21 protein-coding genes are annotated in these 23,023 nt (G+C 71.9%); 12 read left to right on the top strand and 9 right to left on the bottom strand.

All coding sequences use genetic code 11. The annotated features are described in order from the left end of the window. Positions 1–59 precede the first annotated feature (59 nt). Positions 60–869, bottom strand: a complete 810-nt coding sequence (locus tag ACFYM2_RS01595; RefSeq protein WP_359008602.1) for a diacylglycerol kinase — start codon at positions 867–869, stop codon at positions 60–62. Between the two features lie 177 nt (positions 870–1,046). On the opposite strand from ACFYM2_RS01595, the gene ACFYM2_RS01590 reads away from it, so the two are divergent. Both ACFYM2_RS01590 and ACFYM2_RS01585 read left to right on the top strand, forming a co-directional pair. Then, positions 1,047–2,330: an adenylosuccinate synthase gene (locus tag ACFYM2_RS01590; RefSeq protein ID WP_388458401.1), complete on the top strand. Its 1,284-nt coding sequence runs from the start codon at positions 1,047–1,049 to the stop codon at positions 2,328–2,330. 415 nt (positions 2,331–2,745) lie between these two features. Continuing rightward, entirely contained in the window at positions 2,746–4,725 is a 1,980-nt protein-coding gene (locus ACFYM2_RS01585) for a hypothetical protein (RefSeq protein ID WP_388832459.1), read from the top strand. Between the two features lie 17 nt (positions 4,726–4,742). On the opposite strand, the gene ACFYM2_RS01580 is transcribed toward ACFYM2_RS01585, so the two are convergent. Genes ACFYM2_RS01580 through ACFYM2_RS01570 form a run of 3 tightly spaced genes read right to left on the bottom strand, consistent with a single transcriptional unit; the run spans position 4,743 to position 6,501 of the window. Then, positions 4,743–5,318 (bottom strand): GNAT family N-acetyltransferase, encoded by a 576-nt coding sequence (locus ACFYM2_RS01580; protein ID WP_388832456.1) that lies wholly within the window; start codon positions 5,316–5,318, stop codon positions 4,743–4,745. A 38-nt stretch (positions 5,319–5,356) separates the two neighbouring features. Beyond that, positions 5,357–5,668 carry a DUF397 domain-containing protein gene (locus tag ACFYM2_RS01575; RefSeq protein WP_388832453.1) on the bottom strand — a complete coding sequence of 104 codons (312 nt, stop codon included), beginning with the start codon at positions 5,666–5,668 and terminating at the stop codon, positions 5,357–5,359. Then, positions 5,665–6,501 (bottom strand): Scr1 family TA system antitoxin-like transcriptional regulator, encoded by an 837-nt coding sequence (locus ACFYM2_RS01570; RefSeq protein ID WP_388832450.1) that lies wholly within the window; start codon positions 6,499–6,501, stop codon positions 5,665–5,667. Before ACFYM2_RS01570 ends, ACFYM2_RS01575 begins: the two co-directional genes overlap by 4 nt. Before the next feature lie 156 nt (positions 6,502–6,657). Between ACFYM2_RS01570 and ACFYM2_RS01565 the strand changes: the two genes are divergently transcribed. Beyond that, on the top strand, positions 6,658–7,062 hold the full coding sequence (locus ACFYM2_RS01565) for a hypothetical protein (protein ID WP_388458408.1): 405 nt from the start codon (positions 6,658–6,660) through the stop codon (positions 7,060–7,062). Between the two features lie 93 nt (positions 7,063–7,155). Here the strand turns inward: ACFYM2_RS01565 and ACFYM2_RS01560 are convergent, their stop codons facing one another. Beyond that, a complete protein-coding gene (locus ACFYM2_RS01560) occupies positions 7,156–7,911 on the bottom strand; it encodes an ALF repeat-containing protein (protein WP_388458410.1) in 756 nt (251 codons plus the stop codon). 255 nt (positions 7,912–8,166) lie between these two features. On the opposite strand from ACFYM2_RS01560, the gene ACFYM2_RS01555 reads away from it, so the two are divergent. Next, a complete protein-coding gene (locus ACFYM2_RS01555) occupies positions 8,167–9,813 on the top strand; it encodes a serine/threonine-protein kinase (protein WP_388832447.1) in 1,647 nt (548 codons plus the stop codon). A gap of 806 nt (positions 9,814–10,619) precedes the next feature. On the opposite strand, the gene ACFYM2_RS01550 is transcribed toward ACFYM2_RS01555, so the two are convergent. After that, entirely contained in the window at positions 10,620–11,402 is a 783-nt protein-coding gene (locus ACFYM2_RS01550; RefSeq protein ID WP_388832445.1) for an SDR family oxidoreductase, read from the bottom strand. 47 nt (positions 11,403–11,449) lie between these two features. Further along, complete coding sequence (locus tag ACFYM2_RS01545; protein ID WP_388458416.1) at positions 11,450–11,956, bottom strand: nuclear transport factor 2 family protein; 507 nt, start codon at positions 11,954–11,956, stop codon at positions 11,450–11,452. Between the two features lie 159 nt (positions 11,957–12,115). Here ACFYM2_RS01545 and ACFYM2_RS01540 point away from each other — a divergent pair, with 159 nt between their 5' ends. The 5 genes from ACFYM2_RS01540 to ACFYM2_RS01520 all read left to right on the top strand — a co-directional run bounded on the left by ACFYM2_RS01540 (position 12,116) and on the right by ACFYM2_RS01520 (position 19,111). Then, positions 12,116–13,018, top strand: coding sequence for a LysR substrate-binding domain-containing protein (locus tag ACFYM2_RS01540; RefSeq protein ID WP_388832442.1), 903 nt, complete (start codon positions 12,116–12,118; stop codon positions 13,016–13,018). Between the two features lie 649 nt (positions 13,019–13,667). After that, positions 13,668–15,029, top strand: coding sequence for an aspartate aminotransferase family protein (locus ACFYM2_RS01535; protein WP_359008707.1), 1,362 nt, complete (start codon positions 13,668–13,670; stop codon positions 15,027–15,029). A 165-nt stretch (positions 15,030–15,194) separates the two neighbouring features. After that, positions 15,195–15,866, top strand: coding sequence for a GntR family transcriptional regulator (locus ACFYM2_RS01530; protein ID WP_359008709.1), 672 nt, complete (start codon positions 15,195–15,197; stop codon positions 15,864–15,866). Between the two features lie 2 nt (positions 15,867–15,868). Next, entirely contained in the window at positions 15,869–18,289 is a 2,421-nt protein-coding gene (locus tag ACFYM2_RS01525) for a glycosyltransferase (RefSeq protein ID WP_388833060.1), read from the top strand. 171 nt (positions 18,290–18,460) lie between these two features. Continuing rightward, a complete protein-coding gene (locus tag ACFYM2_RS01520) occupies positions 18,461–19,111 on the top strand; it encodes a hypothetical protein (protein ID WP_359008711.1) in 651 nt (216 codons plus the stop codon). Between the two features lie 66 nt (positions 19,112–19,177). On the opposite strand, the gene ACFYM2_RS01515 is transcribed toward ACFYM2_RS01520, so the two are convergent. After that, on the bottom strand, positions 19,178–19,924 hold the full coding sequence (locus ACFYM2_RS01515) for an SLATT domain-containing protein (RefSeq protein WP_359008713.1): 747 nt from the start codon (positions 19,922–19,924) through the stop codon (positions 19,178–19,180). A 432-nt stretch (positions 19,925–20,356) separates the two neighbouring features. Here ACFYM2_RS01515 and ACFYM2_RS01510 point away from each other — a divergent pair, with 432 nt between their 5' ends. From ACFYM2_RS01510 to ACFYM2_RS01500, 3 genes are all read left to right on the top strand, one after another. After that, positions 20,357–20,692, top strand: coding sequence for a YbaB/EbfC family nucleoid-associated protein (locus ACFYM2_RS01510; protein ID WP_350231204.1), 336 nt, complete (start codon positions 20,357–20,359; stop codon positions 20,690–20,692). A 128-nt stretch (positions 20,693–20,820) separates the two neighbouring features. After that, positions 20,821–21,420, top strand: a complete 600-nt coding sequence (gene recR / locus ACFYM2_RS01505) for a recombination mediator RecR (RefSeq protein WP_359008715.1) — start codon at positions 20,821–20,823, stop codon at positions 21,418–21,420. A gap of 77 nt (positions 21,421–21,497) precedes the next feature. Then, entirely contained in the window at positions 21,498–22,157 is a 660-nt protein-coding gene (locus ACFYM2_RS01500) for a DUF5063 domain-containing protein (protein ID WP_359008717.1), read from the top strand. Between the two features lie 33 nt (positions 22,158–22,190). Here ACFYM2_RS01500 and ACFYM2_RS01495 read toward each other — a convergent pair whose 3' ends face one another. Next, positions 22,191–22,943, bottom strand: a complete 753-nt coding sequence (locus tag ACFYM2_RS01495) for a helix-turn-helix transcriptional regulator (RefSeq protein ID WP_388832438.1) — start codon at positions 22,941–22,943, stop codon at positions 22,191–22,193. Positions 22,944–23,023 lie beyond the last annotated feature (80 nt).

Here is a 23,023-nt window from a genome sequence, read left to right as displayed (position 1 = left end):
TGGGGGAGATTGAGGACGAGGCCGTTCAGGCCGAACGGGGTCTGGGGCGGAGCCCCGGGTCACCCGGGCAGGACCAGTTGCCACGCGCCCGGGCGTACGGTCCACGTACGCGTGCGAACGGGCCCCGCCACCACCCCGTCCGCGCGGTAGCGAAACCCACCCACCGGCCCGGAGATCGTGACCGCCCGGGCCGACGCCCGCACCCACTCCTCCCCCGCACACCCCCGCACCGCGACCTGCGCCAGCCCATCCGCGGAGGCGACGGACACCCCGGCCACCGGCAGGTCGAGGTCGCTCAGGAGCACCCCGTCCGCCTCCACCCGCAACCGGTGCGCCACCGCCGCCGCGACCGGCGCCGGCGCCCGCACCAGGGTGCGTACGAGGGAGCGCGCCGCCCCCCACACCGTCGGCGACGCGCCCCGCGCCCGCACCGGCCCGAGCGCCGGCACCCGCAGCGCCCCGAGCACCACCTCGTCGCAGTCGTCGACCAGCAGGTCGAGCCGGCGCCCCGCGCCCTCAAGGACGGCCCGCGCGGCCGCCACCGCCCCCATCGGCACCCCGAGCGACCGCGCGAGCCGCAGCGAGTCCGCCCCGCCCACCGGAACCAGGGCGAGTTCGCCCCGCCCGAGCTCACGCTCCTTGTGCAGCAGGGTCACGGTGCGTAGCAGCGCCTGGTCGTCGCCGACCACCACCGTGCGCCGCCGGCCCCGCCGGGCCAGCGCACGCGCGAACTCCTCCGGCCCCTGTGGCCAGCAGATTTTCGCCTGTGCTCCCGCACACAGCACATCTTTCGCGATCCGTACGGACTCGCCGTCAATACGGCGGGCGACCGGGTCGATGAGCACGACGAGCTGGTGCGCAGCCGACACCTCGGTCCTTCCTCGGGTAGCATCTTTGTGCAAGAGCCCCTTGCGCTATTGCGCCAGGGGCTTCGTCTATTCCGGGGCAACCGGTTCAACGGATCAGGCCCATGGTGTACGCACCCATGTAGGGAACGCGTATGCCCCTGACCTTGGACATGCCCCGCCCGGAAGGGGTGTACGCCTGTGCCCGCACTTGTGCTGCTCGGTGCTCAGTGGGGTGACGAGGGCAAGGGAAAGGCCACCGACCTCCTCGGTGGATCCGTTGACTATGTGGTGCGCTACCAGGGCGGCAACAATGCCGGCCACACGGTCGTCGTAGGCGACCAGAAGTACGCGCTGCATCTTCTCCCTTCCGGAATCCTCTCCCCGGGGTGCACCCCGGTGATCGGTAACGGAGTCGTCGTCGACCCGGCGGTCCTGCTCTCCGAGCTGAGCGGGCTGAACGAGCGCGGCGTCGACACGTCCAAGCTCCTGATCAGCGGAAACGCTCACCTGATCACGCCGTACAACGTCACGCTCGACAAGGTCTCCGAGCGCTTCCTCGGCAAGCGCAAGATCGGGACCACCGGCCGCGGCATCGGCCCGACCTACGCCGACAAGATCAACCGCGTCGGCATCCGCGTCCAGGACCTCTACGACGAGTCGATCCTGGAGCAGAAGGTCGAGGCGGCTCTGGAGGGCAAGAACCAGCTGCTCGCCAAGGTCTACAACCGCCGCGCGATCGAGGCCGGCAAGATCGTCGAGGAGATGCTCCAGTACGCGGAGCAGCTGAGGCCGTTCGTGGCCGACACCACGCTGATCCTGAACCAGGCGCTCGACGAGGACAAGGTCGTGCTCTTCGAGGGCGGCCAGGGCACCCTGCTCGACGTCGACCACGGCACGTACCCCTTCGTCACCTCCTCGAACCCGACGGCGGGCGGCGCCTGCACCGGAACCGGCGTGGGCCCGACGAAGATCAGCCGCGTCATCGGCATCCTGAAGGCGTACACGACCCGCGTCGGCGCGGGACCGTTCCCGACCGAGCTGTTCGACGAGGACGGCGAGGCGCTGCGCCGCATCGGCGGCGAGCGGGGCGTCACCACGGGCCGCGACCGCCGCTGCGGCTGGTTCGACGCGCCGATCGCCCGCTACGCGACCCGCGTGAACGGCCTGACCGACTTCTTCCTCACCAAGCTGGACGTGCTGACCGGCTGGGAGGAGATCCCGGTGTGCGTCGCGTACGAGATCGACGGCAAGCGCGTCGAGGAACTGCCGTACTCGCAGACCGACTTCCACCACGCGAAGCCGATCTACGAGAAGCTGCCCGGCTGGTCCGAGGACATCACCAAGGCCAAGACCTTCGCCGACCTGCCGAAGAACGCGCAGGCCTACGTGAAGGCGCTGGAGGAGATGTCGGGCGCCCCGATCTCCGCGATCGGCGTCGGCCCCGGCCGCACCGAGACGATCGAGATCAACTCCTTCATCTAGTACGGCGGCTCTGTACGGCCACCCCGTACGGCCGGACCGGCGCCCGCGTGGCGCCGGTCCGAACGCGGCAAAGCGAAGCCCCCCGGCGCGCGCTCCCCAGCGGGCGCCGGGGGGCCTCGCGCTTCTCCGCCCCCTTCACGCCTGGGTATGTCCATGCGGGCCGGCACCAGCCCCGCCAGGGGCGCGGGGAACTGCGCGACCAGCCACGCATGGCCCGCAGCCGGGGCCCTTGAGGCTTCGCCCCGGACTCGGGCCGAGGGGTGCCGGACGGACCGGCGCCAACCCCGCTCCCCCAACCCGCGCCCGGCCACTTCCGGACGTATGGCTCGTTCGCCGCTCTTGTCGCCGATGTCCGTCAGTTCTTAGCTGCTGGCGGGTCCCGGCCGGGGCCCGTGGACGAAGGGGCGGGTGGGTCATGCCGGAGTTCCGCAGTGCCGAGGAACGCTTGGAGCGGGTGCGCGAGACCCTGCGGGGGTTCCAGGGCGAGCGCGCCCGGTCGCGGGCCGCGCGGCGCAGGGGGCTGAGCCGGGGGCAGAACCTGCTGCTGGGCGCGGCGCTGCACGCGGCGTCCCGGTTCGAGCAGGGCCTGGAACCGACCGGCCTTGAGGCGATGCTCCTGGACGTGCTGCGGGCGGGCGCCGCCGACGACCGGGAGATCGCGTCCTGGGGCCGGGTCTTCGCCGAGCAGCGGACGGCGCGCGGCGGCGTCGCGGTCTTCCCCGCCGAGGTCAACCGCCTTGAGGACAAGACGGGTTACGACTTCGCCCAGCTGCGGGACGACCTGGCGGCGCTCACGGCGGAGATCGTGGCGCAGCCCAACGTGGAGATCGTGGACGTCACCGGCACGGAGCCCGAAGGCCCAAGGGACAGCGAGGAATTCCTGCGGGCGCTGGCCGAGTACGGCGCGGGCGTGACCGTGCTGACCGCGTCGCGCGGGACGGAGGCGGCGGACGCGGCGGACGTGGCGCGGGTTCCGGCGGCGTCCGCGATGCCGCTCCGGGTCAAGCTGGCGCCGTCGCGTTTCGTGTGCGAGCGGCGTTCGGACGAGCTCGGCAAGGACGAGATCTACTGGGCGATGGCGGCCGGCACCGACACCGAGGCGAAGAACTCCGCCAAGACACCGGAGTTCGGGTCCGTCGTCACCGGCAGCGATCGCGCCTTCACCGGGGACCACGCCCTCACCCTGGTGGACGGCACGGTGCGCGCCTATGTCTCGCTGAACATCGAGTGCTGGGAGGCCGACCACAGCTCGGGCGGCTTCTACAACAAGATGCGCGAGGTGCTGCGTACGCTCTCGGACCGGCTCGCGGAGGCGTCCAAGGAGCAGAACTACAGCCCGCCCGACCGCGAGTTCAACGCCGAGGGCTGGGCCGCGCTCCTGTCGGTGCTGGGCGAGCTGATCAACGCGCTCCTCGGCTGGCTGACCAACGAGGACGACCTGGTCTGCGAGCGTTCCATCGGCCTGTCCCACGCGGCCCTGACCCGCTACTTCACCCCGGCGGGCCGCGACGAGTCGTGGATGTTCGACGGGGGGCGCGGCGGCCGCCACAAGCTGTGGCTGCGCGGCGCCGTCGAGCCCGTCCCGGTGCGCCCGCACTACCGGCGCACGGCCGGGACGAACTGGGAGACCGGTGAAGGCGCCTTCGACGACAAGCGCACCGTGGGCACCGCGCCCGTCGGCGTCTTCTTCACCTACGACACCCAGCCCAGCGTCTTCTGCACCGACGCCGCCACCCAGTACCTGTACTGGGCGCCCCACACGAACACGCCGGGCACCACGTTCCACGGCGTCGCCACCCATGTGCCGCCCGGGGCGGCCGTCCACGACGGAACGCTCCACTGCGTGCACATCGGCCGCGACGACCGCGTCTGGTGGAACTCCCGTACCGCGACCGGCGGTTGGACCTTCCCCGTCCACGTCAGCGCCTGGGATTCCGCCCTCACCCCGGCGCTCGCCTCGCACAACGGCACCCTGTACTGCGCGTACGTCGGCGGCGACGGCAGGATCCACGTGTCCCTCCTCACCGGCACCATCTGGTCCGGCGCGACCACCATCACCGGCTGGCAGACGCCCCGCCCCGTGGCGCTCACCTCCCACGCGGGCCGCCTGTACCTGGCCCATACCGGGATGGACGGCGCCGTCTGGCTCGCGTCGAGCACCGACGGAGTTACCTGGGCGGGCCTGGCGGGCGTCGGCACCGCGACCACCATCGAGGCGCCCGCCCTGGCCTCGCACGCGGGCAAGCTGCACGTCGCGTACCGCGACGCCTCCGGCACGCTCCACATCGCCGTCCAGAACGGCACCGCCTGGTCCACCACCCAGGTCCAGACCGGCGGCTACGGCGCGCCCAGCCTCACCGCCCGGGCCGACCGGCTCTACGCCCTCTTCATCTGAGCGCGCGGCCCTCCGCGTCACCAGAGTCTGTCGACCGTGCCCGGATACAGCGCGATCCGGGCACCCCGCAGCGACGGCCGGGCGGCGCGGGCGGCGGGCGTGAAGAAGGCGGCCATCGTCACCTTGTCGAAGCCCGCCCCGTCGCTCGGGAACGGCGCGTCGGGCGTGCCGCCGACCACGACGGCGCCGGGCAGCTCCCGCCAGCCCGCCCGCTCGTAGAACGCCCGCAGCGGCCGGTCGCACGTGAACAGGCCGAGGTCGATCCCGTACGAAGCCATCGACTCCCGGGCCGCGCCCACAAGACGCCGCCCGTGCCCCTGCCCGCGTTCGGCACGCAGCGTCACCACCGTGCTCAGGCCGCCCGCCCGCAGCCGGTGTCCCGCGTGCGTGAGGTCCTTGCGCAGGATGGCGAGGGCGGCGAGCACGGTGCCGTGTTCGTCGGTGAGCAGCATCGAGAGCGGGTCGAGCCCCGGATCGTGGCTCGGCCCGCTGCTCGGTACGTCACCCGGCGGCCAGGCCTCGTCCTGGAGGGCGAGCACCTGGGCGCGCAGCGGGGGCGGTGTGTCGGCCTCGGGGTAACTCAGGATGGGCACCCGGCGATTATGACCCCGCCGGCCGCCCCCACCCGGGGTCACCGGGCCGGTGCCGCCGCCTTCCACCCGAGGAACGCGGTCCATACCCCGGGCGCCACGGCGAGCGAGGGGCCGTCGGTGGCCTTGGAGTCCCGTATGTGGACCGCTTGGGCGCAGGGTGCGACCTCTACGCAGTTGCCTCCGCTGTCGCTGCTGTATGAGGACGTCTGCCACGGCAGGGCTACTTCGACGCACTGGCCGCCGCTGTCGTCGCTGTACGAGGACTTGCGCCACGTGATGGCTGTCTCAAGACACTCCCCGCCGCTGGAGCTGCTGTAGCTGGACTTGAACCACCGGAGGTTGTTGCTCATCTCTGATCTCCCGCCAACTCCTCGATGAGGCCCAGCGATGCGCGAGGATCCAGGGCCTGTGCTCGGATCTTCGCATAGCGCTGGGCGTACGTGCTCACCTTCGCGGGGTCGGAAATCAGCAAGCTCTCATCCTGTGGTTCCAGGTAGAGGAGGTGATCGTGTTCCGGCGTTTCCGCCAACGTCATTCCTCCACGGTCACCTGCGTGCTCGCCGGTCAACCCACAGTCAATGGGCAGGACTTGAAGCGTCACGTTGCGTCGGCGCGCGCACTCCGCCAGGTGCAGCAACTGCCCCCGCATGACCTCGGCCCCGCCGATCACCCGGCGCAGTACGGACTCCTCCAGCACCACCTCGATCAGCGCGACGGGCTCGCGGTCGAAGAGGGCCTTGCGTGCCATTCGCACCTCGACCAGTTCCTCGACCCGCTGCTCGGAGAGCGGAGGGTAACCGCCGCCGATCAGGGCGCGGGCGTACGCCTCCGTCTGGAAGAGGCCGTGGACGACCAGGGTGGCGTACAACCGCAGCACCACCGCCTGCTCCTCCAGCGGGGCGTAGTCCTGGAACTGCACCGGGTACTTCTCCAGCCGTACGAACGGGCGGGCCTCCTCGAAGATGCCCATCCCTTCCCCGAGCACCTTCTCCAGCGCGACGAGCATGTCGTCGGACGCGGGCTGGGCCAGCGTTTCCATCGCGCTCACCGCGCCGGCGGAGAAGCCGAGAAGCTTGCCCAATTTCTCTTGCGACCACCCTTTTCGCAGCCGCAATCGGCGGGCGAGTTTGGCGACCATCTGGGCGGTCGGTCCCGCCGTCTCCTTGTTTTCTGATCGTGCCATGTGCGATCACGCTCCGACTCAACCGGTCTCAACCGGTCACGACTCAGCCTCGCTGAATTCGACCCAGTACAAGGGGAGTTGAGGCTGGTCAACGGCTCCCCGACCTTCCCCGTATGGCCATGGAAAACGCTAGCGGGACGGGCGGAGACTGTCCCCGTGAACGCACAAATCGACGAAGCGAACCCTGACTGGATTCCCCTCTCCGGGGTCCATCTCAGAAAAGCGGGCGTGCAATTCGACGCCGTACGGATCAATGGGCCCATCGGGCGCTGCGTGGCGGACGCGATGGAGGAGCTGACCGGGGGCGACCCGGGGCCGATCGTGGCGGACGAACGCGGATGGCGGCCGGTGTACTTCCTGGTGCCGCCGCGCAGTACGTCGCACCGGGCGTGGCCGGTGGTGGCGACGGCGTTCAACTCGCATGGCGGCAGCGTGAGTTACGTACCCGTGCCGGCGCTCAGCGGGCAGACCTGGCCGCTGTCGTGGCGGTGTCTCCCCTCGGGGCCCGACCGGTTCGTACACACCCCGCTGCTGTGCTCGGTGATCAACCGGCTGGGCTGAGGCGGTGCCGTCGGATGGTCGGGGCGGGACGTGAGTGGGGCGCCCGGCCAAGGTGACCGGGCACCCCACTCGGCACGGCTGGCGGCGGCGGTGTCAGCCGGCCACGTTGTACTGCCCGACCTCCAGGAAGTACCGCATGTCCGAGGGGGTGCCGTCGAGCGCCTTGCTGGCGGCCGCGCGCAGGGCGTCGCTGATGCCCGGCCTGGCCAGGATCACGGAGATGGCGAAGCTGTCGTCCTCGGCCTGGGCCTGGGGGTATCCGGTGGTGCGGAAGGCGCGGAGGGCTTCGGGGGTGCCGGTGTCGAGTGCCGTGCTGGCGGCCTTGATGACGGCCTTGTCGCCGTTCTGCTGGGCGCGGTACAGGATGCGGAACACGGCGAAGCTGTCGTCCTCGGCCTGGGCCTGGGGGTATCCGGTGGTGCGGAAGGCGCGGAGGGCTTCGGGGGTGCCGGCGTCGAGTGCCTTGTTGGCGGCCTTGATGACGGCCTTGTCGCCGTTCTGCTGGGCGCGGTACAGGATGCGGGACGCGGCGACGCTGTCGTCCTCGGCCTGGGCCTTGGGGTAGCCGGTGTCGAGGAAAGCGCGTAGTGATTCCGAAGTGCCGGTGTCCAGTGCTCTGTTGGCGCCCTGGATGACGGCTCGATCGCCGTTCCTGGTCGCCTGGTCCAGGATGCGGAGGACGGCGACGCGGTCGTCGTCCTGGGACGGGTCGGTCACGGACGCGCCGGTCGTGGCCGTCACGGTCGTCGATGCCGGGGCCGCCGGTCCGGCGGCGAACGCCGGGGCCGCGAGGAGGGCCGGAGCCAGGGCTGCGGCGGCGATGAGCAGGGCGGCGCGGGTGGGTCGCATGGGTGTGCCTCCGTAATGGGTCAGTCTTTTTGACGATCATTCATGCGGTCGGCGCCGCTGTCACTGCCGGAACAAGGCAGTCTTCTGCCGCACTCGTTGCCCGTTTCGTACCGCGCCCGGGGCCCATGTGGGTGCCCCCCGGGCGAGGGGTTCGCGCTGTGCGGGATGGCCGGTGCGACCCCGCCCCCCGACCTCGCGGCGCGAGCCCCACTATTCTCGGCCCGGTCAGCAACCCCGAAGAGAGGCGCGGCAGACGTGGGCACGGGCAGTACGCAGCGCCTCGAACCGGGCGACCCCGAGCGAATAGGGACGTACCGCCTCCTGGGCCGGCTCGGGGCGGGTGGCATGGGCCAGGTCTACCTCGCCCGTTCCGACGGGGGCCGCACGGTGGCCGTGAAGCTGGTCCGGCCCGACCTCGCCGCGCAGGAGGAGTTCCGGGGCCGCTTCCGCCAGGAGGTACGGGCCGCCCGCCGCGTCGGAGGCCTGTGGACCGCCCCCGTCCTGGACGCCGACACCGAGGCCGCCGCGCCCTGGATCGCGACCGGCTATGTCGCGGGGCCCTCCCTCCAGTCCGTGGTGAAGGGCCCGCACGGCCCTCTGCCCGAGCACTCCGTACACGTCCTGGCCCGTGGCCTTGCCCTCGCCCTGAAGGACATTCACGGGGCCGGGATCGTGCACCGCGACCTGAAGCCGTCCAATGTCCTGGTCACCATCGACGGGCCGCGCGTCATCGACTTCGGTATCGCCCGCGCCCTGGAGACCGGCACGGACGGGGGTCTCACGCGGACGGGCGCGCTCGTCGGGTCGCCCGGGTTCATGGCCCCCGAGCAGGTGCGCGGCGACCTGATCACCCCGGCGTGCGACGTGTTCTGCCTGGGCTCGGTGCTGGCGTACGCGGCGAGTGGGCGGCTGCCGTTCGGGGAGGCGTCGAGCGGGGCGCACGCGCTGATGTTCCGCATCGCGCAGGAGCCGCCGACGCTGGACGACGTGCCCGCGTCCCTCCAGGACCTGATACGCGACTGTCTGCGCAAGGACCCGGCCGCGCGCCCGGGCCTGGACGACATCCTGGCCCGGGTCTCGGCCCACCACCCGGACCCGTGGCTGCCGGCGCCGTTGGTGGCCCAACTGGGCAGCCATGCGGCGCAGTTGCTCAATGTGGAGGCGCCTGGGGGTGCGGCCGGCGACACGGTCGGGGGTGCTGCTGGGTGTGTCGCCGGGGGCGCGGTCGGGGGCGCGGCGGTCACCGAAACGACCCCGCCCGCGCCGCAGGCGCCCGGCGCCCCGACCGCGCCCGGCGCCCCGGTGGACCCCGACCCGTATGAGTACCCGCCCTCGCTCTCGACCTCGTACACCGAGCCGGACCCGCCGCCGCGCAGCACGAAGTCCACCGTGGCGCTGATCGCCGTGGCCCTGGTGGTGGCGGTGGGCGCGGGTGGCTCGGTGTACGCGTTCATGCGGGGCGACTCCCCGGGGAGCGGCCCGCGTACGTCGGCGTCCGCCAACCCGCCCTCGGGGCAGGGGAGTTCGGGTCCGTCGGCGACCGATGCGCCGTCCGGTGGCGTACCGGAGCAGTACCTCGGCACGTGGTCGGCCACGCTTCCCACCGGGCACGGCGAGGACCCCCGCCATCTGGTCATCCGCCAGGGCGGGCCCGGCGACACGGTCCTCACGCTCACGGCTGACGGCAGCGGCTACCACTGCGTCTTCCAGGCCCGCCTGACCACGGCCCCGGCGGCCGGCGCCCCCCTCGCACTGGGCCCCTCCGAGGTGGGGCCGGGTTCGACGGGTGCGTGCCTGCCGGGGAAGCCGAGCACCATCAGTCTCCTGCCGGATGGGCGTCTGCACCGGCTGACGACGGAGACGGGGGACTATCTGGACTACACGAAGTCGAACGCCGACTGAACGCCGTCCGCGCAGTTCCCCGCGCCCCTGGGGGGTGGGTGCTGGCCCGCATGAACACCCTCGGCCCGCCTGGCGGCGGTGAGCATCTGGTGCGGGGCCCCGGGGACCCCGGCTGCGGGTCGCGGTCGCTCCTCGCGCAGTTCCCCGCGCCCCTGGCAGGGACGGTGCTGGTCCGCATCGACATAGTCAGCCCGTCCGGCGTTTGAGGACGAGCGCCCTTCAGGCGCGAACGGGGTCTGGGGCGGGGCCCCGGGGACCTCGGGTGCGGGTCGTGGGTGGCTGGGCGCGCAGTTCCCCGCGCCCCTGGCGGGGTCGGTGCTGGTCCGCATCGACATAGTCAGCCCGTCCGGCGTTTGAGGACGAGGCCGTTCAGGCCGAACGGGGTCTGGGGCGGAGCCCCGGGGACCTCGGGTGCGGGTCGTGGGTGGCTGGGCGCGCAGTTCCCCGCGCCCCTGGCGGGGTCGGTGCTGGCCCGCATCGACATAGTCAGCCCGTCCGGCGTTTGAGGACGAGGCCGTTCAGGCCGAACGGGGTCTGGGGCGGAGCCCCGGGGACCTGGGGTGCGGGTCGTGGGTGGCTGGGCGCGCAGTTCCCCGCGCCCCTGGCGGGGTCGGTGCTGGTCCGCATACTCAGCCCGTCCGGCGTTTGAGGACGAGCGCCCTTCAGGCGCGATCGCGGTTTGGGGCGGAGCCCCAGGGGCCCTGGCTGCGGGTCGTGGTCGCTCCTCGCGCAGTTCCCCGCGCCCCTGGGCGGGGCGGGTGCTGGCCCGCATACTCAGCCTGTCCGGCGTTTGAGGACGAGGCCGTTCAGGCCGAATGGGGTTTGGGGCGGAGCCCCGGGGGTGTTCTGTCTGAGGACACGAGCCAGCTGCAGTAGTGCTCTGGGGCGATGTGCGCGCTGCCTGCCGTGGCAATGAGCGCGTTGCCGGACGCCGCCGCAAAGGGACCCGCGCAGGCATCGGTGACGACGGTGCGACCGTCGCCACGCGCGGCGAGGGTGATCCTGCCAAGCTCGTCCAGCGGCACGACATCGGGTCCGGCCATGTCACGAACGCCGTGCAGAGGAGCGCCGACCGCGATGTCGGCGACAGCACGGGCGGCGTCCGCGGCAGCGATGGGCTGGAGCAGGGTCGCGGGCAGCCGGACCGTTCCGCCATCCGCCGTCCAGGACATGATCTCTTCGATGTACTCGAAGAACTGGGTGGCACGGACGATGGAGTAGGGGACCGACCCCCTTGTGAACAGTTCCTCCTGGACGACCTTGGACCGGTAGTAACCCAGGCCGGGCACCTTGTCCACACCGACGATGGACAACAGGACGGCGTGCCGGACGCCGGCCGCCTCGGCGGCGGCGAGAAGGTTGCCCGTCGCGATCCGGAAGAACTCGGCGGAGGCGTCGTCGGCCGTCGGTGACTGCGTCGCGTCGACGACACCGTCGGCCCCGGCGAGTGCCTGGGCAAGTCCTTCGCCGGTCAGGAGGTCGACCCCGGTGGATCGCGCGTGGGGTGCTGCTTCATGCCCGGCCGCCGTGAGGGCTTCCACGACCTCGGAGCCGATCCGCCCGGTCCCGCCGATCACCGCGAACTTCATGTCGAGCCTTTCTGGAAAAGTTGTGAAGCAGGCCTGCGCGTCGGGTGTCAGCCGAAGATCGCGGTGGGATTGCCGGTGTACCAGGCGTTGTCGATGCGCAGTTGGCGAATGACCCAGCGATCGCCGTCGCGGACCAGGTCGACGTCGTAGGGATTCTTCAGGAGCGCGTGCGTGGTGCGGTCGGCGACGAGCAGGTGCTGGGCCTCGACCAGAGCGGTGAGGCGTGCGGTGTCTCCGTCGATGACGATCCGTACGTTCGTGATCTGGTGGGTGGTGTCCACGCGGCCCGCGAACATGGCCAGGATGGTGGTGACGATGGTGTCGCGCCCGGCCATCAGCGGCGGCTTGGCCCCCCACCGCGCGGCGGCCGGGCGGAAGTCCAGTTCGGCGTCGGCAGCGAAGGCGGAGGCGAACAGTTCCTGGTCCTTGAGGTCCTGCCCCAGGCCGAAACGGTAGAGCGCGTCGGCGATTTCCGCACGGTCCCTGAGCTCCGCGACGACTGCGGCCGTCTCCTGGGCAGGGGCGGTCAGGGCGCGGTCGAGGGTGACGTACATGATGTTCTCCCGTGCGGGTCAGGGGCGGGTCTTCCGTGCTTCAGATCCTGTCGCGGCGCACAGGGGGCATCAATGTGCACCTGCGCAACGATCGTGAAGCGTCGATTAACGACGGGTCGATCAACGACGGGTCGATCAACGGCGGAAGGGGCAGGGGAGTTGGAGCGGCACGAACTGGAGGCGTTCCTGACACTCGCCGAGGAGCTGCACTTCGGCCGCACGGCCGAGCGGCTGCGTCTCTCCACGGCCCGGGTCAGTCAGACCATCGCCAAACTGGAGCGGCGCATTGGCGTGCCGCTGTTCCACCGCACCAGTCGGCGGGTGGAACTGTCCTTGGTGGGACGGCAGTTGCAGGAGGAGGTACGCCCCGCATGGTCGCGCATCATCGACGCGTACGAGCGGGCCGTTGACGCCGGGCGTGGCGTGACCGGGCTGCTGCGGGTGGCGTTCAGCGGGCCGGCGGCGAGCCAGTTGCTGGTCGGTGCCGCCCAGGCGTTCCGCGCCCGGTACCCCGACTGCGAGGTCCAGATCAAGGAAGCACATCTGCCGGAAGTGCTGCCTTGGCTGCGTCGTGGTGAGGTGGACATCGCGCTGACCTGCCGTCCGATGCACGAAGAAGACATCATCACCGGACCGGTCCTTGTGAGCGAGGCGCGCATGCTCGCTGTCCCGGCCGGGCACCCCTTCGCTCGACGCGGGACCGTCTCCGTCGAGGACTTGGGCCGCGTGACGGTGCTCCAGATGCCCGAAGCGCTCCCCCCATCCCTGTGCGAGGAGGGCACGTCATCGCGGACCGCCACCGGCAGGACAATCGCCGCAGGTCCGTCGGCCATGACCCTCAACGAGATGCTGACGCTTGTCGGTGCTGGTGAGGGCGTTTTCCCCGTCGGCGCCCACGCGCGGCGCTACTTCGCGCGCCCCGACGTCAGTTACGTGCCTATTCGCGACGCGGAACCGGTGGAATGGGGTCTCAGCTGGCTTGCCGCCGGCGCGACGTCGCGGGTGCGCGCTTTCAGCGAGGCGGCGCTCGGCCTGGTCCAGGGGTCCACGCCGGCCTCGTGATGCCGCTGACCACCGGCACGCCTCGCCGGGGCGAAGCCCCGGGGACCCTGGCTGCGGGCCGTGCCTGTTCGCGCAGTTCCCCGCGCCCCTGGCAGGACTGGTGCTGGCCCGCATCGACATAGTCAGCCCGTCCGGCGATTGAGGACGAGGCCGTTCAGGCCGATCGGGGTCTGGGGCGGAGCCCCAGGGGCCCCGGGTGCGGGCCGTGGGTGCCTGGTCGCGCAGTTCCCCGCGCCCCTGGCGGGGTTGGTGCCGGTCCGCATGGACATCCTCGGCCCGCCTCGCGCCGCTGGGCACCTGGTGCGGGGGCGTACCGGCACCCTCAGCCCGTCCGGCGATTGAGGACGAGCGCCCTTCAGGCGCGAACGGGGTCTGGGGCGGAGCCCCAGGGACCTCGGCTGCGGGCCGTGCGTGGCTGGTCGCGCAGTTCCCCGCGCCCCTGGGCGGGGTTGGTGCTGGTCCGCGTGGACATCTTCGGCCCGCCTCGCGCCGCTGGCGGGGTTGGTGCTGGTCCGCGTCGACATGCTCGGCCCGCCCCGCGTGCCTGCGCATCCTGGGCGGGCGGGGGCGACATCTTGCCGAGGTGGGGTGGGCGGGGTGGACAGGATGGCCATGGCTGGGGCGGGGGGAGGGAATTTACGCTGGGCCCATGACCCCTCAGCGCACTCCCGACCCGCAGACCGGCGCCGCAGTCAAGGCCGCCGACCGCGCGCACGTGTTCCACTCCTGGTCCGCCCAGGGCCTGATCGACCCGCTCGCCGTGGCCGGCGCGGAGGGATCGTACTTCTGGGACTACGACGGCAACCGCTACCTCGACTTCACCAGCGGGCTGGTGTTCACGAACATCGGCTACCAGCACCCGAAGGTCGTCGCCGCGATCCAGGAGCAGGCCGCGACGATGACGACGTTCGCGCCCGCCTTCGCGGTGGAGGCGCGCTCGGAGGCGGCCCGGCTGATCGCCTCGCACACCCCGGGCGACCTCGACAAGATCTTCTTCACCAACGGTGGCGCCGAGGCCGTCGAGAACGCCGTCCGCATGGCCCGGCTGCACACCGGCCGCCACAAGGTGCTCAGCGCGTACCGCTCGTACCACGGCGGCACGAACACCGCGATCAACCTGACGGGCGACCCGCGCCGGTGGGCGTCCGACAGCGGGTCGGCCGGGGTCACGCGGTTCTGGGCGCCGTTCCTGTACCGCTCGCCCTTCCACGCCACCACCGAGGCGGAGGAGTGCGCGCGGGCCCTGCGCCACCTGGAGGACACCCTGGTCTTCGAGGGCGCCGCCACCGTCGCAGCCATCATCCTGGAGTCCGTGCCGGGCACGGCCGGGATCATGACGCCCCCGGCCGGCTACCTGCCGGGCGTGCGCGCGCTCTGCGACACGTACGGCATCGTGCTCATCCTGGACGAGGTCATGGCCGGGTTCGGCCGGACCGGCACGTGGTTCGCGTGCGAGCACTACGACGTGGTGCCGGACCTCATGACCTTCGCCAAGGGCGTCAACTCCGGATACGTGCCGCTCGGCGGCGTCGCCATCAGCGCGAAGATCGCCGAGACCTTCGAGCACCGCCCCTTCCCCGGCGGCCTCACCTACTCCGGGCACCCGCTGGCCTGCGCCGCCGCCGTCGCCACCATCAACGTGATGGAGGAGGAGGGCATCGTCGAGCAGGCCGCCCACATCGGCCGCGCCGTCCTGGAGCCTGGCCTGCGCGAGATCGCCGAGCGGCACCCCTCGGTCGGCGAGGTGCGCGGCACCGGCGTGTTCTGGGCGCTCGAACTCGTCAAGAACAAGGAGACCCGCGAGCCCCTGGTGCCGTACAACGCGAGCGGCGCGGACAACGCGCCAATGGCCGCGTTCGGCGCCGCCTGCAAGAAGAACGGCCTGTGGCCCTTCATCAACATGAACCGCACGCATGTCGTCCCGCCGTGCAACATCTCCGAGGCCGAGGCCAAGGAAGGCCTCGCCGTCCTGGACGAGGCCCTGACGGTGGCCGACGAGCACACCGTGTGACGCGCCCGCGCACCGGCGCACTCACGCACCGGCGCATCCACGCCCCGGCGCATCCACGCACCGACGCACCGGCGCGCCGCATCACGCGACGAAAAGCCCCACTCCTTTGTTCGGTTTCCGGCGCACCCCATAGGGTGTGCCGGAGCCGGAGAAGGGGAGCGAGCCATGCCCGCGAGCGGAGCGGTCACCCGCAGCACCCTTCGACAACAGATCGCGGACGCGCTGCGTGACGAAGTGCTCGCGGGGCGTATGCGGCCCGGCGAGGAGTTCACGGTCAAGCAGATCGCCGAGCAGTACGGCGTCTCCGCCACCCCCGTGCGCGAAGCACTCGTCGATCTGTGCGCGCAGGGCCTGCTCGACTCCGACCAGCACCGGGGCTTTCGCGTGCGGGTCTTCTCGGTCGAGGACTACAAGGGCATCGTGGAGGCGCGGGCCCTGGTGGTCGACGGGATATTCCGGCGGGCCGCGCTCCCCGGCTGCCCCCAGGTGCACGGGCCGGCCCTGGTGTCGGTGCGCCGGCGCGGCGAGGAGGCGGCGCGGGCGGCGCGCGGCGGCGACCTGAACATCCTGGTCGGCTACGACCTGCGGTTCTGGCGCGAGCTGTGCGCGCTTGCCGGCAACGCCTACATCTCCGACTTCCTGCACCGCCTGCGCATGCAGAGCTGGGTCTTCGCGGTGCCCCACCTGCGCGGCGCCCACGACATCAGCGCGTGCCTGTGGACCGGTCACGACGAGGTCGTCTCGGCGCTCGGCGTGGGCGACTTCGAGGCGGCGCGGGTCCTGATCGCCGCCTACAACGACGACTCCCTGACATGGGCGGAGCGGTTGCCCCGGTGACGATGACCACCCCGGCCGGACCGGTCGAACTGAGCGTTGTCGTCCCCGCGTACAACGAGGAGCACCGCCTCGCGCCGACCCTCGACGCGATCCGCGCCCACCTCGGCGACAGCTGCGCCTGGGAACTGATCGTCGTCGACGACGGATCGGACGACGAGACCGTACGGGTCGCGAAGGAGGCCGCCGCGCGCGACGCGCGCATCCAGGTCGTCGTCAGCGACGTCAACCGGGGCAAGGGCCACGCCCTGCGCCTTGGGGTACTCGCCTCCTACGGCCGCCGCGTCCTGATCACGGACGCCGATCTGGCCACCCCCATCGAGGAGTTGGACCGGCTCGACAAGGCGATGACCGAGGGCGAAACGGCCGCCGCGATCGGTTCGCGCGCCCACCCCGACGCCCGCATCGAGGTCCACCAGAGCCGTCTGCGCGAGTACTTGGGACGCATGGGCAACCGGCTCATACGGGCCGTCGCCGTGCCGGGCGTCCACGACACCCAGTGCGGCTTCAAGCTGTTCGACGGCGAGAAGGCCCGCGCCGCGTTCGCCGACGCCCGCCTCGACGGCTGGGGCATCGACGTGGAGATACTTCAGTTCTTCCGCCGCCGGGGCTGGGCGGTCGCCGAGGTGCCGGTGCGCTGGTCGCACCAGGAGGGCTCCAAGGTGGGCGCGGCCGACTACGGCAGGGTGCTGTGGGAACTGGCCCGCCTCAAGGCGCGTGCGGTGCGCCGCGTCGACCTCGTGCTCGGCGCCCTGTTCCTGCTGACGTCCGTGCTGCTCTACAAGAACCTCTGGCACGGCCTCGGGCGCAGCTACCTCACCGACTCGGGGCAGGACCAGAACCAGTGGGAGTGGTTCTTCGCGGTCACCGCGGACAACGTGGCCCATCTGCGCGACCCCCTGTTCACCACCGTCCAGAACTTCCCCGACGGCGTGAACCTGATGGGCAACACCCCGATGCTGGGCCTTTCGGTGCCGCTGGCGCCGGTCACGCTCGCGTTCGGGCCGAGCCTGACGTGGGCGCTCGTCCTCACCCTGGGGATCGCGGCGACCGCGTACGCCTGGTACTGGCTCTTCGCCCGCCGGGTGAGCGAGAACCGCTGGGCGGCCGGGCTCGGCGGGGCGCTCGCCGCGTTCGCGCCGCCGATGATCTCGCACGGCAACGCCCACCCGAACTTCTGCGTCCTGTTCGTGCTCCCGCTGATCATCGACCGCGCGCTGCGGCTGTGCGAGGGCCGCGACGTGCGGCGGAACGGCATCGTCCTCGGCCTGTTCACCGTGTACCAGATCTTCCTCGGCGAGGAGGTGCTGCTGCTCGCCACCCTCGGCATGGCCCTGTTCGCCCTGTCGTACGCGCTGGCCCGCCGCGATGTGGCGCGCGCGGCGATCCGGCCGCTGGCCACGGGAGCGGCGTACGCGCTCGGGGTCTGTCTGGTCCTCGTCGCCTACCCCCTGTACTGGCAGTTCGCCGGGGCGCAGAGCTACCACAGCGTGCTGCACGGCGACAGCGCGGGCAACTCACCGCTCGCGCTCGTCGAGTTCGCGGGCCGCTCGCTGTTCGGTGACGACGCGACCGCCGACAAACTGGCCCTCAACCGCACCGAGCAGAACGCGTTCTACGGCTGGCCGCTCCTGGCGCTCGCCTTCGCGCTCGTCGTACGCCTGTGGCGTCGGCCCCTGGTGAAGGCGCTGGCGTTCACGGGCGTGGCGGCCGCGGTGCTCTCGCTCGGCCAGAAGATCCGTATCCCGTACACGGACGTCGTCCTGCCCGGACCCTGGAAGCTCCTCGCCCACAAGCCGCTCTTCGAGTCGGTGATCGAGGGCCGGGTCGGGATGATCTGCGCGCCGGTGCTCGGCGCGCTGATCGCGCTCGGCGCGGACCGCCTCGCGCACAGCGGGGTGCGGCTGAACAGGGCGGCCGGATTCACGGCGATCGCGCTCGCGCTGCTGCCGATCGTGCCGACGTCGTTCCCGGTCAACGCGCGCCCCGGGGTGCCCGAGTTCATCGCGTCGGGGATGTGGAAGAAGTACGTCGGGCCGGGGGAGTCCCTGGTCCCGGTGCCGTTGCCCGACCCCGGCTCGGCGGAGGCGTTGCACTGGCAGACGCGGGCGGGCCTCGCCTTTCCGGTGCCCGGCGGCTACTTCAACGGGCCCTGGGGGCCGGACCGGATCGGCATCTACGGGGCCTCGCCGCGCTGGACGTCGAACCTGTTCGGCGACGTACGCTCCGGCAAGCCGATCCCCGACATCGGCACCGACTGGCAGAACCAGGCGCGGGCGGACCTGGCGTACTGGCGGGCCGGTGTGCTCGTTCTTGAGCCTCAGCCACGGGCGCCCGAACTGTACGAGACGGTGGCGCGGCTGCTCGGCCGTCCCGGCACGAAGGTCGGCGGCGTGTGGATCTGGGACGTGTCCTCGGTGCGCTGACGCGCTCAACCGCGCGTAAGGGCCCGGCTGGTGGGTAAACCCTTGCGACCGGGGCGCGCGGGAGGATCCGGTCACCTCGCGCCGGGAGTCGCCGGGCACCCTTCGCGCCGTGTGCCCGGCGCACTACGCTGTTGCGACCATCGCGCGAAACGAGTTGAGAGCGAGCCCGTCTTGGCCTGTGACCTGTGGCTGGTCCCCCTCGTCGACGTGCTGTGCCACAGCCCCGACAACCCCTTCGCGCAAGAGATCGCCTCCTACGACAAGGCGCTCGGTGACGCAGGCCTCCCGCCCGTGCCGGTGTTCTCCTACATGCCGGGCCTGTCCGGCGACGTGGCTCCGGTGGCGGGATTCGACTACGACGCGCTGCACTTCCTGCGCCGGGCCTACCTGCTCCAGCTGTGCGGGCTCGCGGTGACGCCGGTCGACGAACTCGGCGGCGACTACGAGCAGCTGCTTGAGATGTTCGAGGCGACCGCGCAGCAGTCGCATCTGGTGTGGCACTACGACCACGCGGGGGCGTACGTCCCGGTCGACTTCGCGGTGCCGCTGTCCAACGAGGAGCTGCTGGCGGGCGGCGGTCCGCTCGGGTCCGCGCAGGGGCTGCTGCGGGAGCTCCAGTTCGTGGCGCCGGCCATCGGGATAGATCCGGCCAACCCGCCGTCCGCGCCCGCGCCGCCGGCCGGGCCGACCTCCCTTGAGGAACCGGCCGGGCCCATCCCGTACGACGCGAGTCCCTTCGCACGGGAGCGGCACGTGTGGCTCGGGCTGCACGCGGCGGCGACGCGGAGCCTGGCGCAGGGCTCAATGATCATCTTCAGCTGATCCGTGGTCCGCTGCGCGCCCGCGCTCGCGCCCGCGTGTGCACGCCCGCGCCCGCGCGCGAGCGGGTCAGCGGGGGCTCTCCGGGGGGCGCTGGCGGGGCATGTTGGGACGGGGGGAGGGGGGCAGCGGGAAGCGGCCGGGTCCGGGCGGGCCGTCCGTGCGCGGAGGCGGCGCGCTCAGGGTCTGGGTGACCAGCGGGGCCGGGCCGGACCGGAACTCCACCATCCAGTCCGCCGTCTCGGAGCGGATCAGCTCCGTGACGTCCTCGGTGAACCGGCGCAGCACCGACAGACAGCGCTCCGCCGCCTCGCTCGCCGTCCCGTCGGTGGGCCCGAGCACTTCGCGCACGCTCTCCGACGCCCAGTCGAACTGGAGCGTCTGGAGCCTTCGCTGCACGGCCTGCGCGGTGGCGACGTCGCGCATCCAGCCCGAGGTGAGACCGAAGTAGCGGTCGCACGCCAGGCAGACCGCGCCGAGCAGCAGGGAGAGACCGCCCCAGCGGGCCGCGCCCGCCAGGGCGTGCGTCAGATCGAGCAGCGCCAGGACGGCCCCCGCGACCGCGCCGGCCGCCGTTCCGCAGCGCAGCACGCGCGCGCCCCGGCGCTTGCGCAGCCGGTCGGCGAGGTACCAGTCCGCCGTGCGCAGGGCGCCCGCCTCGACCCACTGGTACAGCTCGAAGAGCCGTTCGGCGGGCTCGCCCCAGTCGCCGAGCGGGAACGGCCGCCCGGTCAGATCGGCCCCCTGGCCAGACCCGCCCTCGTCCCGCCGGGCCCGGCCCGGGGGCCCCTCGGGCTGCATGTCAGGCTGGCTCACCCGGCCGCTCCCTCCGCACTGCTTGCTGTGACCCCCGGTGACACCGTGTGGCGCCCGGACACCTGGACGCGTGGTGGGCCGGTCACTGGTTGTGGCCCTGGCCGTGGTCAGTGGCGTGGCTGCCCGGTGGATACGCGCGGTGCGTGGGTGTTCACGGACGCCGGTGAGGCGTCCGACCGACATTCCTACCGCCGAATGGAGGGCTCCGGACGGCGATATCCCGGCATTTCGGCCCGGAAGTGGCCGTTGATCAGGTATAGGAGCCACCCACCGCATCACTCGAAAGAGTCGCGCGGCAGGGCGCCTTTCGACCACGTAGGCTCGGAGTGCCGGCCGGGGCAGTGGTGTGACCGCTGTCCCGCCGCACCCGCCGTGCCGGACGGACGTGTCCGGCCCGGCAGCCGAACCGTCTAGCGAAACCCGGAGTGCACCGTGATCCCTGGTGGTGGCCAGCCCAACATGCAGCAGCTTCTTCAGCAGGCCCAGAAGATGCAGCAGGATCTCGCCCTTGCCCAGGAGGAGCTTGCGGCGACCGAGGTCGAAGGCCAGGCCGGCGGCGGCCTCGTCAAGGCGACCGTGACCGGCTCGGGCGAGCTGCGCGCCCTCGCCATCGACCCGAAGGCGGTCGACCCGGACGACACCGAAACCCTCGCGGACCTCGTCGTCGCGGCCGTGCAGGCCGCCAACGAGAACGCGCAGCAGCTCCAGCAGCAGAAGCTGGGCCCGCTGACCCAGGGCCTCGGCGGCATGCCGGGTCTGCCCTTCTAGGACCGTCCGCCAGGACCGTCCCGGCCGCGCGCGCCCCGGTCGCGCGGAGCCCGCTGTGCGCCTGCCCTACTGAGGCGGACGCACAGCTACTACCGTAGGCATCAGAGCAACCCACGAGAGGCGTTCCGTTGTACGAAGGCGTGGTTCAGGACCTCATCGACGAGCTGGGCAGGCTGCCCGGCGTCGGTCCCAAGAGCGCGCAGCGGATCGCCTTCCACATCCTCCAGGCGGAGCCGGCCGACGTGCGCAGGCTCGCGCACGCCCTGCTCGAAGTGAAGGACAAGGTCCGCTTCTGCGCCGTGTGCGGCAACGTGGCGCAGGAGGAGCGGTGCAACATCTGCCGCGACCAGCGGCGCGACCTCAGCGTCATCTGTGTCGTGGAGGAGCCCAAGGACGTGGTGGCGATCGAGCGGACGCGTGAGTTCCGCGGGCGCTACCACGTGCTCGGCGGCGCCATCAGCCCGATCGAGGGCGTCGGCCCGGACGACCTGCGCATCCGCGAGCTGCTGGCTCGTCTCGCCGACGGCACGGTCACCGAGCTGATCCTGGCCACCGACCCGAACCTGGAGGGCGAGGCGACGGCGACGTACCTCGCCCGCATGATCAAGCCCATGGGCCTCAAGGTCACGCGGCTCGCCAGCGGCCTGCCGGTCGGCGGCGACCTCGAATACGCCGACGAGGTCACCCTGGGCCGGGCCTTCGAAGGAAGGCGGCTGCTCGATGTTTGACGCTCAGGCGGACGACGCTCAGGCGGACAACGCCCAGGAGGACAACGCCCACGCGGGCCACGAGGAAGGTCAACTCGATGTCTGACGCAACGCTGCACGCGACCACGCAGGACCCGGACTCCTTCGCGGTCCAGATCGCCGACCAGGTCGAGTCCTTCATCGTCGCGGTCACCGAGGTGGCCAAGGGCGACGAACCCGACAGCGCGGTGCCGTTCCTGCTCCTTGAGTTCTCCCAGCTCCTGCTGGCCGGCGGCCGGCTCGGCGCGCACGAGGACATCGTCCCCGACGAGCGCTACGAGCCCGACCTCGGCCCGGAGGCGGACGCCGACGAACTGCGCGAGCGCTTCGCCCGGCTGCTTGAGCCGATCGACGTGTACTCCGAGGTCTTCGACCCCTACGAGCCGCGCAAGGCGCCGGTGCCGTGCCGGATCTCCGACGACCTGGCCGACGTCGTCACCGACCTGCGCCACGGCCTGGCCCACTACCGCGCGGGCCGCACCTCCGAGGCCCTGTGGTGGTGGCAGTTCTCCTACTTCTCCAACTGGGGCTCGACGGCCTCCGCCGCCCTGCGCGCCCTCCAGTCCCTCGTCGCCCACGTCCGCCTCAACCAGCCGCTGGCGGAGCTGGACGGGCTTGACACGGACGAGGAACTGACGGAGGACGCGCTGGAGGAGGCGGCGGGCCGCGTCATGGCCGAGGAGCTTGCCGGCCCGCTGGGCCTCGGCGAGGTCAAGTAACCCCCGTTTCAAGGGCGTACGCCTTGGGCTCGCTCAGGCCGGCTCCCACACGGGGGAGTCGGCCCGGCTCCGGGTGGACCAGTTCAGCGGGGCGGCCGGCGTCTGGGTCGGGGTCAGGCCCGTCGTCGCCTTGAAGACGTGGTTGTAGTGGGCCTGGTCGTGGAAGCCGCAGCGCTCGGCGACCAGGCACGGCGGCAGCCCGCTGTCCCGCAGCCGCAGCGCCGCCCTGAACCGCAGGATGCGGGCGATCGCCCCGAGGGAGCGCCCCACCTGCTCGCGAAAGCGCCGCTCCAGATGGCGCACGCTGCAATGCGTGGCGGCGGCCAGGTCGCGCACGGTGACCCTCCCCCGCCGCAGCTTCAGCTCCCGCCACGCCCAGTCGACCTCCGCGGCCGTGCGCGGGCTCGCGCCGCCGAGCAGCCGGCCGAGCTGTTCGTCCAGGAGCCGGCACTGCTCCGGCCAGCCGGGCGCCGCCTCCAGCCGTTCCGGAAGGTGGCGCAGGGCGTGCGGCAAGAGCTGGACGGGGTCCAGATGCGGTACGTCCCATTCGTGCATCGCCACCCCGAACAGGCGGTGGGCGCCCATCGGCGTCAGCCGCACCGCGACGCCCCGCACGCCGCCCTGGTGGTGCCCAAGGAGCGCGGTGGTGAACGGGAGGTCGGCCCGCGAGCGGCAGCTCACCGTACGGTGGGGCTCGACCAGGCCCACGATGTGCAGGGGTGCGTCGAACCCGAAGACGACGGTGCTCGCGGGGTCGGGGAAGAGCAGTCTGCGCTGGGGGCGCATGGGGGGTAGTGGTAGCCGAAGTAGCCCAGGACGTGCGGCCGCAGGCGGGGGCCGGGCGGTCTGAAGCGCAGTGGCGGTGT

Source organism: Streptomyces sp. NPDC006711 (assembly GCF_042869775.1).
Lineage (GTDB): Bacteria > Actinomycetota > Actinomycetes > Streptomycetales > Streptomycetaceae > Streptomyces.
This window is presented reverse-complemented; position numbering and strand designations above follow the sequence as displayed.